We start from the raw sequence: 16,136 nt of genomic DNA, 5'->3' as shown, positions 1-16,136 counted from the left end.
AAACCGGACTCGCGGCGACCGCGGCCCGGCCGACCTGACACGATGGGCGCATGGAATCGCAGCAGGCCGGCGTGGCCGCTCTCGCCCGCGAGATCGAGGAGTTCATGGCCGCCGGTGGCTGGGACCAGCCGCCGCAGCTGTTCGCGCTGGTGCCGACCGCGGCGCTGCTGGACGAGCAGCCGGAGCTGGCGGGCCAGCTGGACCGCGCGAACCCGCTGACGCCGGTGGCCCAGGAGGCGCTGCCCGAGGGCGACCTCGCCGAGGCGCTGGGCCGGATCGCCTGGCCCGACCTGGTCATCGGCTGTGCACTGGCCCAGGAGATCATCGTGCTCCCGCCGGGCTCGGAGTCGGAGCTGCCCGACGTCGCCGAGGCGGACGCCGAGAGCCTCCGCCGGGCGGCGGCCGACCACCCGCAGCGGACCGAAGCCCGCCTGGTGGCCGCGGTGCTGCGCGACGGCGACGGCGCCTGCGTGATGCGGCTGCGCGGGATCGGCACGGACGAGACCGTCGACGAGATCGTGGAAAGCCCCGACCTCGCCCCGAACCTGGTCGAAGCGCTGAAGGCCACGCTGCTGCCTTGACTCGAGCTCACTATCGAACATCCACTATGACGCTAAGTCATAACTACACCTACCCTCACTATGTCGAATCGTTCGCCAGAACGTAGTAGATCTACGATTTTCGAAGCCAACTTCTCGTAGCCCCATTGGTCTCACTGAGGCAACCACTTTTCAACCTTGCGCAACAGACGGTTGGCTGCTAACTTATTTTCGATACGTCTTCTGGGGAGGGGGACAATAAGGCGCACTGGTTTAGCAATTGCGCGTTTGTACACACTTGCTTACCATTCAATCAACTCGAACCACTCGAGCCTTCCTCAACACATCTCCAGTCCGCGAGAAGACGATCGCGTGTATCAACAGGCAATTCCTTTGAATTTCCTTTACTGATACGGAGGCACTTGGTGGAACTCAAAGAATTACCGACCGATCGATTGATCTTAGCCTTCGATGGCACTTGCATGACCTGTCGTCAAATCTCTATCACAGTCGCCGCCGCCTGCAACGACAAGCTGGACGTACTTCCGCTGTCCAATCCCCAAGTGGAGCAATGGCGACAGCAGGCATTGGGTTCGGAAGCGCGAAATGCACCTACCTTGATCGAAGCAACCGGAGCCGGCGTGCGCGCATGGCAGGGGCTGACCATGGCCCTTCCCTTGATGCGCCGGATCGGGCCTTGGCGGATGATACGAATCTTGACCGCCCTGGGTCAACTGAAGCGCGAGTCGGACGAGTGGCTGGCCATCCAGGGCACCGGACAAGCGCCGAGCCGAGAACTGAACCGCGGCAAGTTCCTGCGTCTCGCCGCAGGCGTCGGCCTTGCAATCGCCGTGCTGGGAATGGGTAAAACCCCCGCCCTCGCCGCTGATCAAACCCGGAGAGTGCGCAACCTCGCTGACCGCACGGGCCGACTCCCGCAGACCTACGACGAAGTGACAGCTCTCCCAATGGCAGACAGACGTGCAGTCATCGGCGCATTGACCCCTCGCGTTCGCAGCAACTTATGGGTCGAGCAGATTTCGCGGTACCGAAAGACACATTCGAATCTTTCGAAAGAGCAGGCATCAGTGCTTGACCAAGCATCCGCACTCGCCAGCGTCGAATCGATCTTTCAATCGAGAGCAGTCGAAGATCCAGCGATCGACAAACAGTTGCAAGAGTTACAGCGGGTAGCAATAGCAGCTTTCGGCAAGGAAGAGGCCGGCAAGATCCTCGCCACACTGGGGGCAGCCGACGTCAATTCTAATGCGTCGATGTCGATGCAGGCGCAGTCAATTCCCTTGGCAGGCGGAGGACCTCTGTCATGTAATTGCAGTCGAGAGAGTGACTTCTGTGCAATCGCATGCTTGGGGTGCGCAGGCTGCCAGGGGAGACCAACGAATGGGGTTTGCGTAACCGGATACCCCGGATGCGGACTGCTCTACAACTACGCCTGCGACGGAATGTGCGACGGCTCCTGCCACCCGTGTCTACCGTAAAGCTGACCGTATGGCTTTCCGGTTCGCGGCAGCATCAGTGAGATTTTGCGCGGGAACGGGCGACGGGAACCCGATCGTTCGGTGACGCCCCGGGGCACCTCTGTCTGCGGTACCCGGGGCGGCGCCTGCTCCTCAGCACACCACCGTCAGCAGGACGCGGTCGGACGGCCCGCCTTCAGGTTGGCCAGCTGGGCGAGCGCGTCGTCCAGTGTGGACACCTTGATGAGGTTGAGCCCGGCGGGCGCGGTGGTCTTCGCCTCGGCGCAGTTGTGCTCGGGCACCAGGAAGTCGGTGGCGCCGGCCTCGCGCGCGCCGATCACCTTGAACGAGATCCCCCCGATCGGGTCGACTTCGCCGGTCTCGGTGATCTCGCCGGTGCCGGCGATGTGCCGCCCGCCCGCGAGGTCGCCGGGCTGCAGCCGGTCGATGATGGCGAGGGTGAACATCAGGCCCGCCGACGGGCCGCCGACGTCCTGCAGGGAGATGTTCACGGTGAACGGCGCGTCGGCGCGGTCGACCGCGGTGAGACCGATGAAGCCCTCCTTGCGGTCGGGGCGCGCGGCGAGCGTGAGCGGGACGGTCCGCTCCGGCTGGCCGTCCGACTGGAAGGTGATCTGCACGGTCTGGCCGGGCAGCGTGCCGGCCAGCGCGGCCCGCACGTCGCCGGCCTCGGCGATCTTCTTGCCGTTCACGGTGATCAGCCGGTCGCCCGGGGAGAGCACGTGGTCGGCCGGGCTGCCGGAGACGATCTGCTTCGCCAGCACCTTGATCGGGTAGCCGAGCTTGCGCAGCGCGGCGACCTGCGCGTTCGTCTGCGAGTCCTGCAGCTGCTGGATGTTCTCCTGCTTGACCTGCTCGTTCGTCTCGCCGGGCTTGAAGTACTCCTCGCGCGGCGCGAGCGCGTAGCGGCCGCTGGCCCAGAAGCCGAGGCCCTGGAAGAGGGTGACGCCGTCGTGCAGCGAGACGGTCGTCATGCGCAGCTCGCCGGTGGTCTGGAAGGTCTCGTGACCGGTGACCTGGATGACCGGGTTGCCCGCGGCGTCGCGACCGAGCGTGTCGTAGGTCGGGCCGGGACTGATGGCGACGAAGGGCACCGGCACGACCGAGCCGAGCACGACGAAGATCAGGAACAGCGAGCCGCTGACCACGAGTGTCCAGCCACGGCGGGTCATCCGCCGGGCCTCGCCGGCCGGTTCCGCCGCCGGTTCCGGCGCGCTCTTCGCGGGGGCGGTCTCCTCGGAGGACTTGGTCACGACCGACAGCGTACGGTGACCGTGTTCGCTTCTCGGTGAAGGCCACGCACATGGGTCCGGTTGACGCGCTCGGCGGCCGCCGACCCGCGTACGGTGGACACATGAGCAAACCCCCGTTCGGCTTCGGACCTCCCGATCCCGACAAACGAGGTGAGAACGACCCCTCGGAAGGCGGGCAGCCGTCCGGCGCCGAGGCTTTCAACCAGCTCGGGCAGATGCTGAGCCAGCTGGGCCAGATGCTCAGCCAGGCGGGCAGTTCCAGCGGGCCGGTGAACTACGACCTCGCCAAGCAGATCGCCCTGCAGACCCTGGGCAGTGCCGGCAACACCGGCGAGAGCAAGCTGGGCTTCCGCGGCGGCGACGACTCGAACGCCGCGGTCCGCGACGCGGCCCACCTTGCCGAGCTGTGGCTCGACGCGGCGACGGTGTACCCGGCAGGCGCGACCTCTGCGGTCGCGTGGTCGCCGCGGACCTGGGTGGAGAAGACGCTGCCGACGTGGCAGCGGCTGTGCGACCCGGTCGCCCGCCAGATTTCGGGTGCCTGGATGCAGGCGCTGCCGGAGGAGGCCAAGCAGGCCGCCGGCCCGCTGCTGCAGATGATGGGGCAGATGGGCGGGATGGCGTTCGGCTCCCAGCTCGGCAACGCGCTGGCCCAGCTGGCGTCGGAGATGCTGACGGCGTCGGAGATCGGCCTGCCGCTGGCCCCGGCCGGGACGTCGGCCCTGCTGCCGGCGAACATCGAGAAGTTCGCCGACGGCCTGGAGCTGCCGAACAGCGAGATCCTGGTGTTCCTGGCCGCCCGCGAGGCCGCCCACCAGCGCCTGTTCACGCACGTCCCGTGGCTGCGGCAGCGTCTGCTGGCGACGGTCGAGGAGTTCGCCCACGGCATCACGGTGGACACGTCGGCGCTGGAGTCACTGGCGGGCCGCATCGACCCGTCGAACCCGGCGAGCATCGAAGAGGCGATGTCCTCGGGCCTGCTCGAGCCCCAGACGACGGACGAGCAGAAGGCGGCGCTCAACCGCCTGGAGACGCTGCTGGCCCTGGTCGAGGGCTGGGTGGACGTGGTGGTCGCGGAGGCGGTCGGCGACCGCCTGCCGGGAGCAGAGGCCCTGCGCGAGACGCTGCGCCGCCGCCGCGCAACGGGCGGCCCGGCCGAGCAGACGTTCGCGACGCTGGTGGGCCTGGAGCTGCGCCCCCGCAGGATGCGAGCGGCCTCGGCCCTGTGGAAGCTGGTGGGCGACCGCCACGGCCTCGAAAAGCGCGACGGCCTCTGGTCCCACCCGGACCTGATGCCGACGGCAGAGGACCTCGACGAGCCACTCGACTTCGCCGACCGCGTCGGCGCAAGCGACGCCCTCGACGACCTGGACCCGATCGCCGAGCTGGAGCGCACCGAGCGGGCGGAGAAGGACCAGCAGGACCCGCCCCCGCCTTCCCCTGGCGAGGGCGACACCAAGAGCTGAGCAGTGCCCCGGGCCGGGCGTCTCGCACCCGCGAGCCGCCCGGCCCGGCTTTTCGCCCCCGCGACGACCGGCGTGTCGACCTTCCAGGCACGCCAGCCGACCCTCCAGACACACGCGCCGACCCTCCAGGCACGCGGGCCGACCCTCCAGGCACGCCCGCCGACCCTCCAGGCACACGTCTGCCTTCCTCCGGACCCGCAGCGCAACGCCCTGCCGACCTGAACGGCCCTTCCACCTCAGTCCTGCGCGTGGGCTCCGGAGCCGCCCATCAGCGTCGGCATCGCAGGGCGCACGGTTGCGATGTCCTGAATGAGTCATTCAGGACACCGGCGAGCGCAACCGCCGCCCCTCCAGGCACGCCAGCCCACCACACCGCCCAGGCGCCGCCCCGGCCCCGGCCCCGCCCCGGCCCCCGGCCTCGGCGCCAGTCCGGCCCGCGGGGTGATCCGCAAGCAAGCGAACCACCCCGGAACCAGCTCACCCGCTCAGTCCTCCTCGGAAATCCCCCACCCAGCGGCCGCCGCCAGCCCCTCCAGGTAGCCCATCGCCCGCTCGGTCTTCGGGTACCTCCGCACGAGCGTCCAGAAGGCCGCGTCGTGCCCGGGCTCCCGCAGGTGCGCCAGCTCGTGCACCAGCACGTAGTCCAGCACCCACGGCGGGACCTTCCGCAGCCGCTCGCTCACGCGGATGGTCGCGTCGACCGGCGTGCACGACGCCCACCGCGTACGCATCGGCGGCACCCAGCGGACGCTCGCCGGTACCGCCGTGCCGTCCAGGTACTTGGCCGACAGCACCGCGCAGCGCGCGAGCAGCACGTCGTCCGACGTCTTCGGGGACGCCGGCCGTCGTGGTTCGGGGCGCTGCAGTTTGCGCTCCATCTCGGCGACCCAGTGTTTCTCCTCCGCCCTGGTCATCCGCGCGGGGATGAGCACGACGAGCGTGTCGTCTTTCCAATACGCGGTGACCGTCCGGTGCCGGCGCTGGCTGCGCCGCACTTCGACCTTGTGTCCGGGTGTGTCCGACGAGGGGTTCGTTCCCCCTCGGCCTCTCAGGGAAGGCATCTGTGCTTCGACCACCCGACAACGGTAAGGCCAGGCACCGACAACTCCGAGCGCCTTGCGGTCACGGACCCGAGTTGTCCACAGGCACTTCCACTTGTGGACAACTCGGCCGCTCCGGCGTCTTCCGGGGCCTTCCGGTCGCCGGCGGGTGTCATCCTGCGGACATGTTCCTCTCCACCGCGGACATGCCACCGGTGCTGCTGCCCGGCCATCCCGCCCTGCTCCCGGGCCTGACCGTGCTCGAACGCGGGCCCGACGAGATCCAGATCGGGCTCGACCCGCGCCACGGCGTGATCGCCGAAGGCCTGCCACCGGCCCTCGTCGCCAGGCTGCGCACGCTCGACGGCAGCAAGCCCGTCGAGCGCCTCCTGCTCGCCGAGGGCGAACACGGCGACCGGCTGCGGACGCTGCTGCGGCAGCTGACCGCGCTCGGCCTGGTCACCGACGCCGGCCGCCCCGAGGGGCCGGGTCTCCGCGGCGAAACCGGGTTCTGGTCCCTGCGGGCCCGGCACCACCAGGGCGCGATGACGGAGCTGCGGCGCGCCGCCGCAGTCACCGTGCACGGCGACGGCCGCGTGGCGGTCGCGGTCGCCGTGCTGCTGGCCAACGCCGGCATCGGGCACGTCGACCTGCGCGTGCCCGGCGAAGTGACCGAACACGACCTCGGCTCGGGCTTCACCGACGCGGACCTGGGCAAGTCCCGGCGGCAGGCGCTCGCCGACCTGCTCCGCCGGGTCGACCCGCGCCTCCGCGTCACCCGCCTGCACGACCGGTTCCCCGACCTGGCGCTGCTCACCGACGCCGTCGTGCCGGCTCCCGAGGTCGTCGCCGACCTGATGGACGACGGCGTCCCGCACCTGCTGGTGCGCGTCCGCGACGGGACGGGGATCGTCGGCCCGCTGGTCGTGCCGGGCCGCAGCTCGTGCCTGCGCTGCGCCGACCTGCACCGCACGGACCTCGACCCGTGCTGGCCCCGCGTCGCGGGCCAGCTCGCCGGCCGGCACCAGCGCCCGGACCTCGGCGCGGTCCACGCCTGCGCGTCGCTGGCCGTCGCGCAGGCGATGCGGCTGTTCTCGCCCGGCGGGCCGGCCCCGCCTGCCTGGAACGCCACCCTGGAGATCGACGCCTTCGACGCCCGCATCCGCCACCGCGGCTGGCCGCCCCACCCGCGGTGCGGCTGCCGCGCGCGGTCCGCACTCCAGGAGACACTCCAGGAGACGTAGGCCACCAAGTCGCGGCGAGCAGGCTGCGCGCTGCCGAGGACGCAAGGCAGAATCGCCGGTGTGACCGACTTCCGCGACCCGGCCGATCGCGACACCGCGATGCCGCGCAAGGGTGCCGCCCGTACCGCCAAGCTCGCCAGTCTCCCGCTCGGCATCGCCGGCCGGGCGGTCGGCGGCTGGGGCAGGAGGCTCGCGGGCCAGAGCGCGGAGCAGGTGAGCGCGACACTGTCGGCCAAGGCCGCCGAGCAGCTGTTCGAGGTGCTCGGCACGCTCAAGGGCGGGGCGATGAAGTTCGGCCAGGCGCTGAGCGTGTTCGAGGCGGCGGTGCCGGACGACATGGCGAAGCCGTACCGCGAAGCGCTGACGAAGCTGCAGGCCGCGGCGCCGCCAATGCCGGTCCGGCAGACCCACCGGGTCCTCGCCGAGCAGCTGGGCCGCACCTGGACCAGCCGGTTCGCGTCCTTCGACGACGAGCCGGCGGCGGCCGCCAGCATCGGCCAGGTGCACCGGGCGGTCTGGCACGACGGCCGCCAGGTCGCGGTCAAGGTGCAGTACCCGGGCGCCGACGAGGCGTTGCGCAGCGACCTGCGGCAGCTGCAGCGGTTCAGCAGGCTGTTCCAGGCGTTCCTGCCCGGCACCGAGGTCAAGCCGCTGCTGGCCGAGCTGGCCGAGCGGATGAACGAGGAGCTGGACTACCAGGCCGAGGCCCAGCACCAGCGTGCCTTCGCGAAGGCGTTCGACGGCGATCCGGGCATTCTCGTGCCGCGGGTGGTGGCCAGCGCGCCGAAGGTGGTCGTCACGGAGTGGGCGAACGGCACGCCCCTGTCGAAGGTGATCGCCGACGGCGACCGCCGGACCCGCAACCTGGCCGGCCGGCTGCTGGCGGAGTTCCACTACTCCTCCCCCGAGCGCGTCCACCTGCTGCACTCGGACCCGCACCCGGGCAACTTCATGATCACCGACGACGACCGGCTGTGCGTCATCGACTTCGGCGGGGTCGCCCGGCTGCCCGAGGGCATCCCCCGCCACCTGGGCGAGATGACGCGGCTGGCGCTCGACGGCGAGTCCGCCGGGCTGATGCGCCTGTTGCGCGAGAACCGGTTCATCCGCCCCGACAGCGACCTGACCGCGGACGAGGTGCTGGCATACCTCGCGCCGTTCACCGAGCCGCTGGCCGAGCCGACGTTCCACTTCACGCGCCGCTGGATGCAGAAGCAGGCGGGCCGGGTGGGCGACAGCCGCGGCAACGACTTCCGCGTCGGCCGGTCGCTCAACCTGCCGCCGGAGTACCTGATGATCCACCGGGTGACGGCGGGCTCGACGGGCATCCTCTGCCAGCTCGACGCGGAGATCCCGGCACGCGGCATCGTGGAGCGCTGGCAGCCCGGTTTCGCCGCCTGAGTTGTCCACAGGCGGGGCCGTGAAGGGCCGAATCCGGCCGAGTTGTCCACAGGTGGCGGAAACGGGGTTCCACCCGGTTGGCCGAGCCGCCATGCTCGGTTCATGGCTGCTACTCAGTGCACCGATCCCCTGACCCTCAGCAATCCGAGCACGTGCGAGGTGATGAACCTCGAACAGCTACGGCAAGCCGGGGTGTCCGACCGAAGAACCAGGCGGCTCTGCGGCCCCGGCGGGCCGTGGCGCCGCCTGCACCCCGGCGTCGTCCTGCTGCGCAACACCACCCCGACCCGGCGTCAGCTGCTGCACGCCGCGGTGGTGCGGTACGGGCCGAGGGCGGTGATCACGGGCAGCGACGCGCTGCAGGCCCACGGCGTGAAGTGCCCGCCGGCGGAGGAGATCCACCTGCTGGTGCCGGGCCACTGCCGGGTGGCGTCCTGCGAAGGAGTCCGGGTGGCGCGCACGGCCCGGTTGCCGGACCCGGTCGTGGTCGACGGCCTGCCGTTCGCACCCCCGGCCCGTGCCACGCTCGACCTGGCGCGGAACGAGCCCGACCCGGCCCGCATCCGGCACCTGCTGACGCTGCCGTTGTACTGGGGCCTGTGCGACCGCCACGAGCTGCTGGCGGAACTGGACACGGGTCCCCAGCGCGGCACGGCGGCGGTCCGCAGGGTGCTGCGTGAGCTGGACGACGGCCCGATCCAGGCCCACGGCCTGGCCGTGCGAGTGCTCGACGCGGCACGGCTCCCACCCCCGGCCTGGGACGTGACGATCTGCGACCGCCGCGGCCGCCGCATCGGCGACGCGGACGCATGGTGGGACGAGATCGGCCTCGCCTGGCAGTACCGCTGCGGCCCCGGCCCCTCCGGCGGCTTCAGCCACCTGGCCCTGGCGGCAACGGGGATCGTCCTGGTCCGCTGCACGGTCCGGCAGCTACGCCAGGTCCCGCACGAGGTGGCCCAGGAGCTGGCCCGCGCGTTCGGCGAAGCATCACGAACACCCCGCCCACGGGTACGCGCGGTCCCGATGGCCCCACTCGGCGACGCGGCATGACGAGCTGTGGAGACATGGGGCCGGACCACGGACGCGGCGCGTCCGTGCGGCACGCAGGCGAGGTGACAGACCCGGCTCCCGGCCACGGCCGCGGCAAGCCCGCACCACGCGACGAGGCAGCGCCTCCGGCTCCCCAGCCACGGGCCTGGCAACCCGCGGAGCGCCCCAACCACGGGCCCGGCAACCCGCGGAGCGCCCCAACCACGGGCCCGGCAACCCGCGGAGCCCCAACCACGGGCCCGGCAACCCGCGGAGCGCCCCAACCACCCCTCCGGCCCGCGCCAAGCCCCACCGCCACGCGCACCAAACGCGGCGCCCCACCGCCCGAAGAACGCGCCAGAAACCTCAGGAGGCCGCAGTGCTCACCAGTACTCGTCGGGCAGCTTGCCCTCGATGTCCCGCACGTGCTGCCGCGCGCAGTCCGGGCACAACCACCGCAGCGCGCCCTGCTCGCGAGTGGACACCCATGCGAGGGCCGTAGCCGGATCATCGTCGGCGGTGCGGCTGCGTCCGCAGCGGGTGCACACCACCGGCTCCGGCGCGTTCACCGTGACCGTCCACAGTGGATCGCCTTGGCGCCGAACAGGTACAGGTCGTCGCGGTGGCCCAGGAAGTGCGGGCTGCCGGGATCGGTGAGCGTGGCGACGGCGTCGCGGTCGTCCGCGTCGAGCCATTCGCCTGCCCAGTCGGCGAGCCAGCCGATGCGATGCACCACGTACTCGCGCAGGAGGTCCGAGCCCGGCATGGGGTGGTCGATGAGCGCGCCGAACGACTCGACGTCCTCGAGCCCGGCTTCGCGGAGCGCGCGCGTCCAGCCGTAGGGCATGGCGATGCTGCCGGTGATCCCCGCGCGCATCCGGATGAACCACTCGGCCCGTGCGGCGTGCAGCCGATGCTCCAGCCCGGGCCGTCCGACCCCGAGTTCCCAAGGGAGGCACCGCAGTTCGAGCCCGCCTTCGGCAATGGCGAGCACCCCGCCCGGCCGCAGGAGCCCGGCCAGTGTGCGCAACGCGGCCTGCTGGTCGCCGACGTGGTGGACGACGCCGGCGGCCCACACCAGGTCGGCGGCGGGCACCCGGGCGGCCAGCCCGTGATCGGCGAGGTCGCCGGCCTGGCCGACGACCTGGACGGTGTCGCCGGCCGCCGCGGAGACGGCGTGCTGCGCCTCGGCCAGCAGCTCCGGCGTGGCGTCGACGAGCACGACCGTGCCGCCACCGGCGCGCGCCAGCTCGCGCGCGAACAGCACGCTCATGCCGCCGGCGCCGCACCCGACGTCGACGACCGTGGGCCGCCCGGCCACGCCTTCGAGCAGCCGGCGCGCGACCGGAGCGAGCGCTTCGGCGTCGAGGGCGTCGGCCATGCGCAGCTGGGCGAGGCGGTCCGCCCAGTCGATGTCGTCGTGGGTGTGTCCGGACATCACCCCATTCAACACCAGCCACGCGGCCGGAGCCTGCCGCCGAGCACGAAGGCCCCCGCCGCCCGGAGGCGGCAGGGGCCCTGCGCTCAGTTCTGGTCCTGGTACCGCTCCGCCCGTCGAGCCGCCCAGCGGGCCACTCGCGTCCAGCGGCGCACGGCACGCGCGCTACCTCGGGCCCGCTGCGCGCGGACCCCCTCTTCCAGGTCCCGTATTCGGGCCCTCGACAGTTCTTCGTAAAGCAACATCTCGCTGATCTCCTCGATCTCGGTCTTCGTCAGTTGCAGCTGCGGACGGCACATCCGCGCTTCGTAGTCCTTCGCGGTAACCGGTTCGACGCTCATGCGGCGGCGCTCCGGTGATCGCCGCCTGCCTTGGCGGCGGCGGGCTCGACGGTGGCGTTCTTGCGCGGACGGCCACGGGGCCGCTTCCGCGCGATCACGACGCCGCGCTCGAAGATCTCGCCACCCCAGACGCCCCACGGCTCACGCCGGGCCAGCGCACCGGCCAGGCAGGCCTCGCGCACCGGGCAGTCGGCGCACTGCGCCTTGGCGCGCTCGAGCTCGGCCGGGGACTCCGCGAACCACAGGTCCGCGTCGCCCGAACGGCAGGGCAGCGCCACGTCGGGAACGGCGATCGGGTCGAGCAGGTCGGCGAATATTGCCTCACCCGAGGTGTAGGCGATGGCCGAAGACATGGGGGTTCCTCCTTGTGTCGTACGGGTTTTCGGTTGGGTGATGGAGCTGGGCAACGCTGGTTCCTCTGAGGTTGTGCAGCCAAAAACACGAAGGCCGCGGATCCGGGTTCTCCGGTTCCGCGGCCTTCGTGAGCCTCGTGTCCTGACTAGGTCAGGAACTTCGCTCCCGTATCGACAACGGAACACGGAACTGCTTGATGGTCGGCAGATCGGCCTGCGGGTACGCGGCGGCAACGCCCTGCGTCCCGAAGACGACGACACCGGTGGCCCAACGCCGCTCGACGCGACCCATGCCACGGATCTCGTGCGCGCTCACGGGCAGACCGGTGCCCGGGCGCGAAGCAGCCGCGACTTCCGCGGCGCAGGACAGACGGGTGCCCGGGTTCGTGAGCGTCATGTTGATGATCATTTCACCGGCACCTCCTTCTGCACTCTGCACATGCGGCCGCCGAGCGGCGCTGTCAACGTGGATCCCCAGCCGAGCCCTTCGGGCTCGGTACTGGCAGGTTATTGCCCCCTGCCACATGGGGGCAACTCAATTAAGAGGAAAATCCTCGAAGTTACGAAGATCGCCTCTGAGCAGCGGGTTCGCCGCGTCGATCATGGCTCGGACGCGGTCAAGGCCACGCCGGCGCAGGCAACCTGCGGCATCGCCCGCCCGCGCCGGGGACGGCACGGACGCGATCGCCTCCCCGGCTGCCCGAAGGTCCGCCCCATCGGCCCCGGCGGCCACGGGCCACACCGGCGGGGGCTCGCCAGCACGCCGACGCCGAGGCGGACCGCAGGAAGATCAGGTCAGGCGCCGCCGATTACGCGGCGACGCCGGGCAGTACGCCGGGCACCGCACCATCCACTTCGGCGAGCCGACCAGGCGCGGCCGCCCCGCGAGTCCACCCGGCACCGCTCCAACGCGGTCACCCCCGCAAGCCGACCGCCCCATCACCGGCACCGACCACAACTCCCAGCCAACCCGCGCAGCCCCCTAAGAAGCCGCCGAGGCCCGGACCACGCCGAGGATCTCCGCGCCGAAGCGTTCGAGCTTCGTCGCGCCGATTCCCGAGATCGACACCAGTGCCGCCTCGTCCGTCGGGCGCTGCTCGGCGATGGCCGTCAGTGTTGCGTCCGTGAACACCACGAAGGCCGGGACCTTCAGCTCCCGGGCGCGGTCGGCGCGCCACGACTTCAGCCGCTCCAGGAGTGCCTCGTCCACTGTGGACGGGCAGCGGCCGCAGCGGCCGAGCTTCACGTCGATCGTCTCCAGCAGCGGGCCACCGCATACCCGGCAGCGGGTCTTGACCGGCTTCGGCTGCTGCTGCTGCTGCTGCTGGGAGCGTGCCACCCTTGCCGCCGGGTGGTCCTCCGGGATCAGGCCGTACAGGAAGCGGCTGCGGCGGCGGTTGCGGCGCGCTCCCGGTGTGCGGGCCAGTGCCCACGACAGCCACAGGTGCTCGCGGGCGCGCGTCACGCCGACGTAGAACAGGCGCCGCTCCTCCTCGATCGCCGCTTCGTCGCCGTCCGCGTGGAGGATCGGCATCGTGCCCTCGGCCAGGCCGACCAGGAACACCGCGTCCCACTCCAGGCCCTTCGCCGCGTGCAGCGACGCCAGCGTCACACCCTCGACCGTCGGCGGGTGCTGGGCCGCCGCGCGCTGGTCGAGCTCGGCGCAGAACCGCGGCAGGTCGGCGTCGGGCACCGTGGCGGCCAGCTCCTCGGCCAGCTCGACCAGCGCCAGGAGCGCGTCCCACCTTTCCTTGGCCGCGCCGCCGGCGGGCGGGGACTCGGTGAGGCCGACCCGCGCGAGCACCGACCGGACCGTCGTGACCAGGTCGGAGCTGCCGTCGCCGCTCGCCGCCCGCAGTGCGGACATCGCCTGGCGGACCTCCGTGCGGTTGAAGAACCGCTCGCCGCCGCGGACCAGGTACGGGATGCCCGCCTCGGCCAGCGCCGACTCGTACGCCTCGGACTGGGCGTTCACCCGGTAGAGGATCGCGATCTCGCTGGCCGCGACGCCGCCGTCCAGCAGCTCGCGCACCCGCCGGGCGACGGCCCCGGCCTCGACCGCCTCGTCGTCGAACTCGGCGAAGCGCGGCTCCGGGCCCGGCGGGCGCTGGCCGATCAGCTTCAGCCGCGACCCCGCCGGACGTCCACGCGCGGCCCCGATCACGCGGTTGGCCAGCGCGACGACCTCGGGCGTCGACCGGTAGTCACGCTCCAGCCGGACGACCGTGGCGTCCGGGTAGCGCCGCGTGAACTCCAGCAGCGGCCGCGGCGACGCGCCGCCGAAGGAGTAGATGGTCTGGTTGGCGTCGCCGACGACGGTCAGGTCGTCGCGGCCGCCGAGCCATGCGTCGAGGAGGCGCTGCTGCAGCGGCGTGACGTCCTGGTACTCGTCGACGACGAAGCAGCGGTACCGGTCCCGGAACTCCTCCGCGACGACGCTGTGCTCCTCGAGCACCGCGGTCGTGTGCAGCAGGAGGTCGTCGAAGTCGAGGACCTGCGCGGCGTTCTTCAGCTCCTCGTAAGTGCGGTAGACCTCGGCGATCTGCGTCGCCGGTGCCGGGATGTCGCGCTGCATCCGCGCGGTGACGGCCGGGTAGTCGTCCGGGCCGACCAGCGACGCCTTCGCCCACTCGATCTCGCTCGCGAGGTCGCGCAGCACCTCGACCTCGGTGCCGAGCCGGTGCCGGTTCGCGGCCTGGCCGACGAACCGCAGCTTGTTCTCCAGCAGGTCCCACGGCCGGTCGCCGACCACGCGCGGCCAGAAGTACCGCAGCTGGCGGCGGGCGGCGGCGTGGAACGTCAGCGCCTGCGCCGCGTCGACGCCGAGGCCGCGCAGCCGCGTCCGCATCTCGCCCGCGGCGCGCGTGGTGAACGTGACGGCGAGGACCTGACCGGCGGAAACGTGCCCGGACCGGACGAGGTGGGCGATCCGGTGGGTGATCGTGCGGGTCTTGCCCGTGCCGGCCCCGGCCAGCACGCAGACCGGGCCCCGCGGGGCACTGGCGGCGGCGCGCTGCTCGGGGTCGAGGCCATCGAGCAGACGGTTCAGGCTCCTGGGTGAAAGTACGCCGGTCACGTCCGGCATCCTCGCAGAGGGGGACGGGGAATCGGGGCAGGGGCACGCGGCCGTATCCTGGTCATATGGCGGGTAAGCAGGACAAGGAAGCGGCCAAGCAGGCCAAGAAGGAGAAGCGCGCGGCGAGCAAGGCACGCCGTGGCCAGCTCTTCGAGGCCTTCAAGATGCAGCGCAAGGAAGACCCCTGGCTCATCCCCTGGATGGTCGGCGCGATCGTCGTCGTCGCGGGCGTGGCGTTCGGGATCGGGTTCTTCTTCAACGCGCAGTGGGTGCTGCTGCCGCTGGGCCTGATCCTCGGTGCGCTGGTCGCCATGATCATCTTCGGCCGCCGGGTCCAGAAGACGGTCTACTCGAAGGCCGACGGCCAGCCCGGCGCCGCGGCGTGGGCGCTGGAGAACCTGCGCGGCCGCTGGAAGGTGACGCCGACCGTCGCGGCGACGACCCAGCTCGACGCGGTGCACCGGGTCCTCGGCGGCCCCGGCGTGGTGCTGGTCGCCGAAGGCGCGCCGCACCGCGTGAAGACGCTGCTCGCACAGGAGAAGAAGCGTGTCGCGCGCCTGGTCGGCGACACGCCGATCTACGACGTGATCATCGGGCACGAAGAGAAGCAGGTCCCGCTGAAGAAGCTCCAGGGCTACCTGATGAAGCTCCCGCGCAACCTCAAGCCCGCCCAGGTCGACGCGCTCGAGGCGAAGCTGGCCGCGCTGGGCAACCGCGGCGCGGCGCTCCCCAAGGGCCCGATGCCGGCCGGCGCGAAGATGCGCAACGTCCAGCGCACGATCCGCCGTCGCTGACCCCGCCACCAGCACGAGAACGGCCCCCGTCCGGATCAGGACGGGGGCCGTTCTCGTGTTTCAGCGCATGCGGATGACGACGGTGCCGGTCAGCCGGTCGAGCCAGCTGCGGCCGTCGGCGTTGCGGACCGCGGCCGGGATGATGACGAACGTCAGTACCGCCCGGACCAGCGCCCGCAGCGGGCCGACCAGCGCGGCGCCGTCGAGGCGGGCGACACGGATGCCGACCACGGCCATCCCGGGGGTGAAGCCGAAGAAGCCGGCCGAGATGACGGAGATGACCGCCCACACGCCGCCGGACCAGAGGTTGAACTGCTGCATCGCGGCCGGGTCCTGCAAGTTGGGGTGCAGGAACACCGCCGTGACCAGGGACGCGAGCACGAGGTCGACGATCAGCCCGAGCAGCCGCACCCCGCCGCTCGCCGCCGAGCCGACGCCCGATTCGGGCAAACCGAGCTTCTCGCCCGGCCAGCGTGAGCCGTCCCGCGCGGTGGTCTCGCCGCCGTCGCCGGTTCCGGGCAGCCATTCACCGGTCCATCTCGCCACCCATCCAGGGTATGCCGGTGGCGCGGAGCACATCCGACCTGGTCGGATACCCGATATCGACCACCCGTTAACACTGGCGAAACATACGGGTGACGGTCGGGCAACACCGCACTTTTA

Annotated in this window: 16 protein-coding genes; 7 read left to right on the top strand and 9 right to left on the bottom strand. The window is 71.3% G+C overall.

From position 1 onward, the window contains the following. Nucleotides 1-50: 50 nt before the first annotated feature. Nucleotides 51-581 carry a PPA1309 family protein gene (locus ABJI51_RS23935; RefSeq protein ID WP_348953595.1) on the top strand — a complete coding sequence of 177 codons (531 nt, stop codon included), beginning with the start codon at nucleotides 51-53 and terminating at the stop codon, nucleotides 579-581. Nucleotides 582-964: 383 nt separating this feature from the next. Continuing rightward, on the top strand, nucleotides 965-2,038 hold the full coding sequence (locus ABJI51_RS23930) for a bacteriocin fulvocin C-related protein (RefSeq protein WP_348953594.1): 1,074 nt from the start codon (nucleotides 965-967) through the stop codon (nucleotides 2,036-2,038). A gap of 146 nt (nucleotides 2,039-2,184) precedes the next feature. Here ABJI51_RS23930 and ABJI51_RS23925 read toward each other — a convergent pair whose 3' ends face one another. Further along, a complete protein-coding gene (locus ABJI51_RS23925; RefSeq protein WP_431605662.1) occupies nucleotides 2,185-3,210 on the bottom strand; it encodes a YlbL family protein in 1,026 nt (341 codons plus the stop codon). A 182-nt stretch (nucleotides 3,211-3,392) separates the two neighbouring features. Here ABJI51_RS23925 and ABJI51_RS23920 point away from each other — a divergent pair, with 182 nt between their 5' ends. Beyond that, on the top strand, nucleotides 3,393-4,757 hold the full coding sequence (locus tag ABJI51_RS23920) for a zinc-dependent metalloprotease (protein WP_348953591.1): 1,365 nt from the start codon (nucleotides 3,393-3,395) through the stop codon (nucleotides 4,755-4,757). A 485-nt stretch (nucleotides 4,758-5,242) separates the two neighbouring features. Here ABJI51_RS23920 and ABJI51_RS23915 read toward each other — a convergent pair whose 3' ends face one another. Then, nucleotides 5,243-5,752 (bottom strand): M48 metallopeptidase family protein, encoded by a 510-nt coding sequence (locus ABJI51_RS23915; RefSeq protein WP_348953590.1) that lies wholly within the window; start codon nucleotides 5,750-5,752, stop codon nucleotides 5,243-5,245. Nucleotides 5,753-5,982: 230 nt separating this feature from the next. Here ABJI51_RS23915 and ABJI51_RS23910 point away from each other — a divergent pair, with 230 nt between their 5' ends. The 3 genes from ABJI51_RS23910 to ABJI51_RS23900 all read left to right on the top strand — a co-directional run bounded on the left by ABJI51_RS23910 (nucleotide 5,983) and on the right by ABJI51_RS23900 (nucleotide 9,492). Then, a complete protein-coding gene (locus ABJI51_RS23910; RefSeq protein ID WP_348953588.1) occupies nucleotides 5,983-7,041 on the top strand; it encodes a ThiF family adenylyltransferase in 1,059 nt (352 codons plus the stop codon). A 60-nt stretch (nucleotides 7,042-7,101) separates the two neighbouring features. Next, entirely contained in the window at nucleotides 7,102-8,442 is a 1,341-nt protein-coding gene (locus tag ABJI51_RS23905; protein WP_348953587.1) for an ABC1 kinase family protein, read from the top strand. A 162-nt stretch (nucleotides 8,443-8,604) separates the two neighbouring features. Then, entirely contained in the window at nucleotides 8,605-9,492 is an 888-nt protein-coding gene (locus ABJI51_RS23900) for a hypothetical protein (RefSeq protein WP_348953969.1), read from the top strand. A gap of 362 nt (nucleotides 9,493-9,854) precedes the next feature. On the opposite strand, the gene ABJI51_RS23895 is transcribed toward ABJI51_RS23900, so the two are convergent. The 6 genes from ABJI51_RS23895 to ABJI51_RS23870 form a co-directional block, all read right to left on the bottom strand. Next, nucleotides 9,855-10,040 (bottom strand): hypothetical protein, encoded by a 186-nt coding sequence (locus ABJI51_RS23895; RefSeq protein ID WP_348953585.1) that lies wholly within the window; start codon nucleotides 10,038-10,040, stop codon nucleotides 9,855-9,857. Beyond that, nucleotides 10,037-10,909 (bottom strand): class I SAM-dependent methyltransferase, encoded by an 873-nt coding sequence (locus tag ABJI51_RS23890; protein ID WP_348953583.1) that lies wholly within the window; start codon nucleotides 10,907-10,909, stop codon nucleotides 10,037-10,039. The genes ABJI51_RS23895 and ABJI51_RS23890 overlap by 4 nt, the downstream gene beginning before the upstream one ends. Nucleotides 10,910-10,995: 86 nt before the next feature. Further along, a complete protein-coding gene (locus ABJI51_RS23885) occupies nucleotides 10,996-11,250 on the bottom strand; it encodes a hypothetical protein (protein WP_348953581.1) in 255 nt (84 codons plus the stop codon). Further along, complete coding sequence (locus ABJI51_RS23880; RefSeq protein WP_348953579.1) at nucleotides 11,247-11,603, bottom strand: WhiB family transcriptional regulator; 357 nt, start codon at nucleotides 11,601-11,603, stop codon at nucleotides 11,247-11,249. Before ABJI51_RS23880 ends, ABJI51_RS23885 begins: the two co-directional genes overlap by 4 nt. A 151-nt stretch (nucleotides 11,604-11,754) precedes the next feature. Further along, the gene (locus tag ABJI51_RS23875) at nucleotides 11,755-12,012 is read right to left on the bottom strand and encodes a hypothetical protein (protein WP_348953578.1); all 258 of its coding nucleotides are present in this window, start codon (nucleotides 12,010-12,012) and stop codon (nucleotides 11,755-11,757) included. Nucleotides 12,013-12,585: 573 nt separating this feature from the next. Next, on the bottom strand, nucleotides 12,586-14,688 hold the full coding sequence (locus ABJI51_RS23870) for an ATP-dependent DNA helicase UvrD2 (protein WP_348953576.1): 2,103 nt from the start codon (nucleotides 14,686-14,688) through the stop codon (nucleotides 12,586-12,588). Between the two features lie 56 nt (nucleotides 14,689-14,744). On the opposite strand from ABJI51_RS23870, the gene ABJI51_RS23865 reads away from it, so the two are divergent. After that, the gene (locus ABJI51_RS23865; RefSeq protein ID WP_348953574.1) at nucleotides 14,745-15,473 is read left to right on the top strand and encodes a DUF4191 domain-containing protein; all 729 of its coding nucleotides are present in this window, start codon (nucleotides 14,745-14,747) and stop codon (nucleotides 15,471-15,473) included. 60 nt (nucleotides 15,474-15,533) lie between these two features. Here the strand turns inward: ABJI51_RS23865 and ABJI51_RS23860 are convergent, their stop codons facing one another. Next, nucleotides 15,534-16,019 carry an RDD family protein gene (locus ABJI51_RS23860; protein WP_348953572.1) on the bottom strand — a complete coding sequence of 162 codons (486 nt, stop codon included), beginning with the start codon at nucleotides 16,017-16,019 and terminating at the stop codon, nucleotides 15,534-15,536. Nucleotides 16,020-16,136 lie beyond the last annotated feature (117 nt).

The sequence above is a fragment of the Amycolatopsis melonis genome (genome assembly GCF_040064235.1).
Lineage (GTDB): Bacteria > Actinomycetota > Actinomycetes > Mycobacteriales > Pseudonocardiaceae > Amycolatopsis > Amycolatopsis melonis.
Note: the sequence above shows the minus strand (reverse complement) of the source record. Positions and strands in the feature narration are given on the sequence as shown.

Coding starts and splice junctions, on each gene's coding strand:
- ABJI51_RS23900 (WP_348953969.1), top strand. CDS start 8,605: ATGAACCTCGAACAGCTACGGCAAGCCGGGGTGTCCGACCGAAGAACC.
- ABJI51_RS23935 (WP_348953595.1), top strand. CDS start 51: ATGGAATCGCAGCAGGCCGGCGTGGCCGCTCTCGCCCGCGAGATCGAG.
- ABJI51_RS23880 (WP_348953579.1), bottom strand. CDS start 11,603: ATGTCTTCGGCCATCGCCTACACCTCGGGTGAGGCAATATTCGCCGAC.
- ABJI51_RS23875 (WP_348953578.1), bottom strand. CDS start 12,012: ATGATCATCAACATGACGCTCACGAACCCGGGCACCCGTCTGTCCTGC.
- ABJI51_RS23885 (WP_348953581.1), bottom strand. CDS start 11,250: ATGAGCGTCGAACCGGTTACCGCGAAGGACTACGAAGCGCGGATGTGC.
- ABJI51_RS23870 (WP_348953576.1), bottom strand. CDS start 14,688: ATGCCGGACGTGACCGGCGTACTTTCACCCAGGAGCCTGAACCGTCTG.
- ABJI51_RS23865 (WP_348953574.1), top strand. CDS start 14,745: ATGGCGGGTAAGCAGGACAAGGAAGCGGCCAAGCAGGCCAAGAAGGAG.
- ABJI51_RS23890 (WP_348953583.1), bottom strand. CDS start 10,909: ATGTCCGGACACACCCACGACGACATCGACTGGGCGGACCGCCTCGCC.
- ABJI51_RS23910 (WP_348953588.1), top strand. CDS start 5,983: ATGTTCCTCTCCACCGCGGACATGCCACCGGTGCTGCTGCCCGGCCAT.
- ABJI51_RS23920 (WP_348953591.1), top strand. CDS start 3,393: ATGAGCAAACCCCCGTTCGGCTTCGGACCTCCCGATCCCGACAAACGA.
- ABJI51_RS23925 (WP_431605662.1), bottom strand. CDS start 3,210: ATGACCCGCCGTGGCTGGACACTCGTGGTCAGCGGCTCGCTGTTCCTG.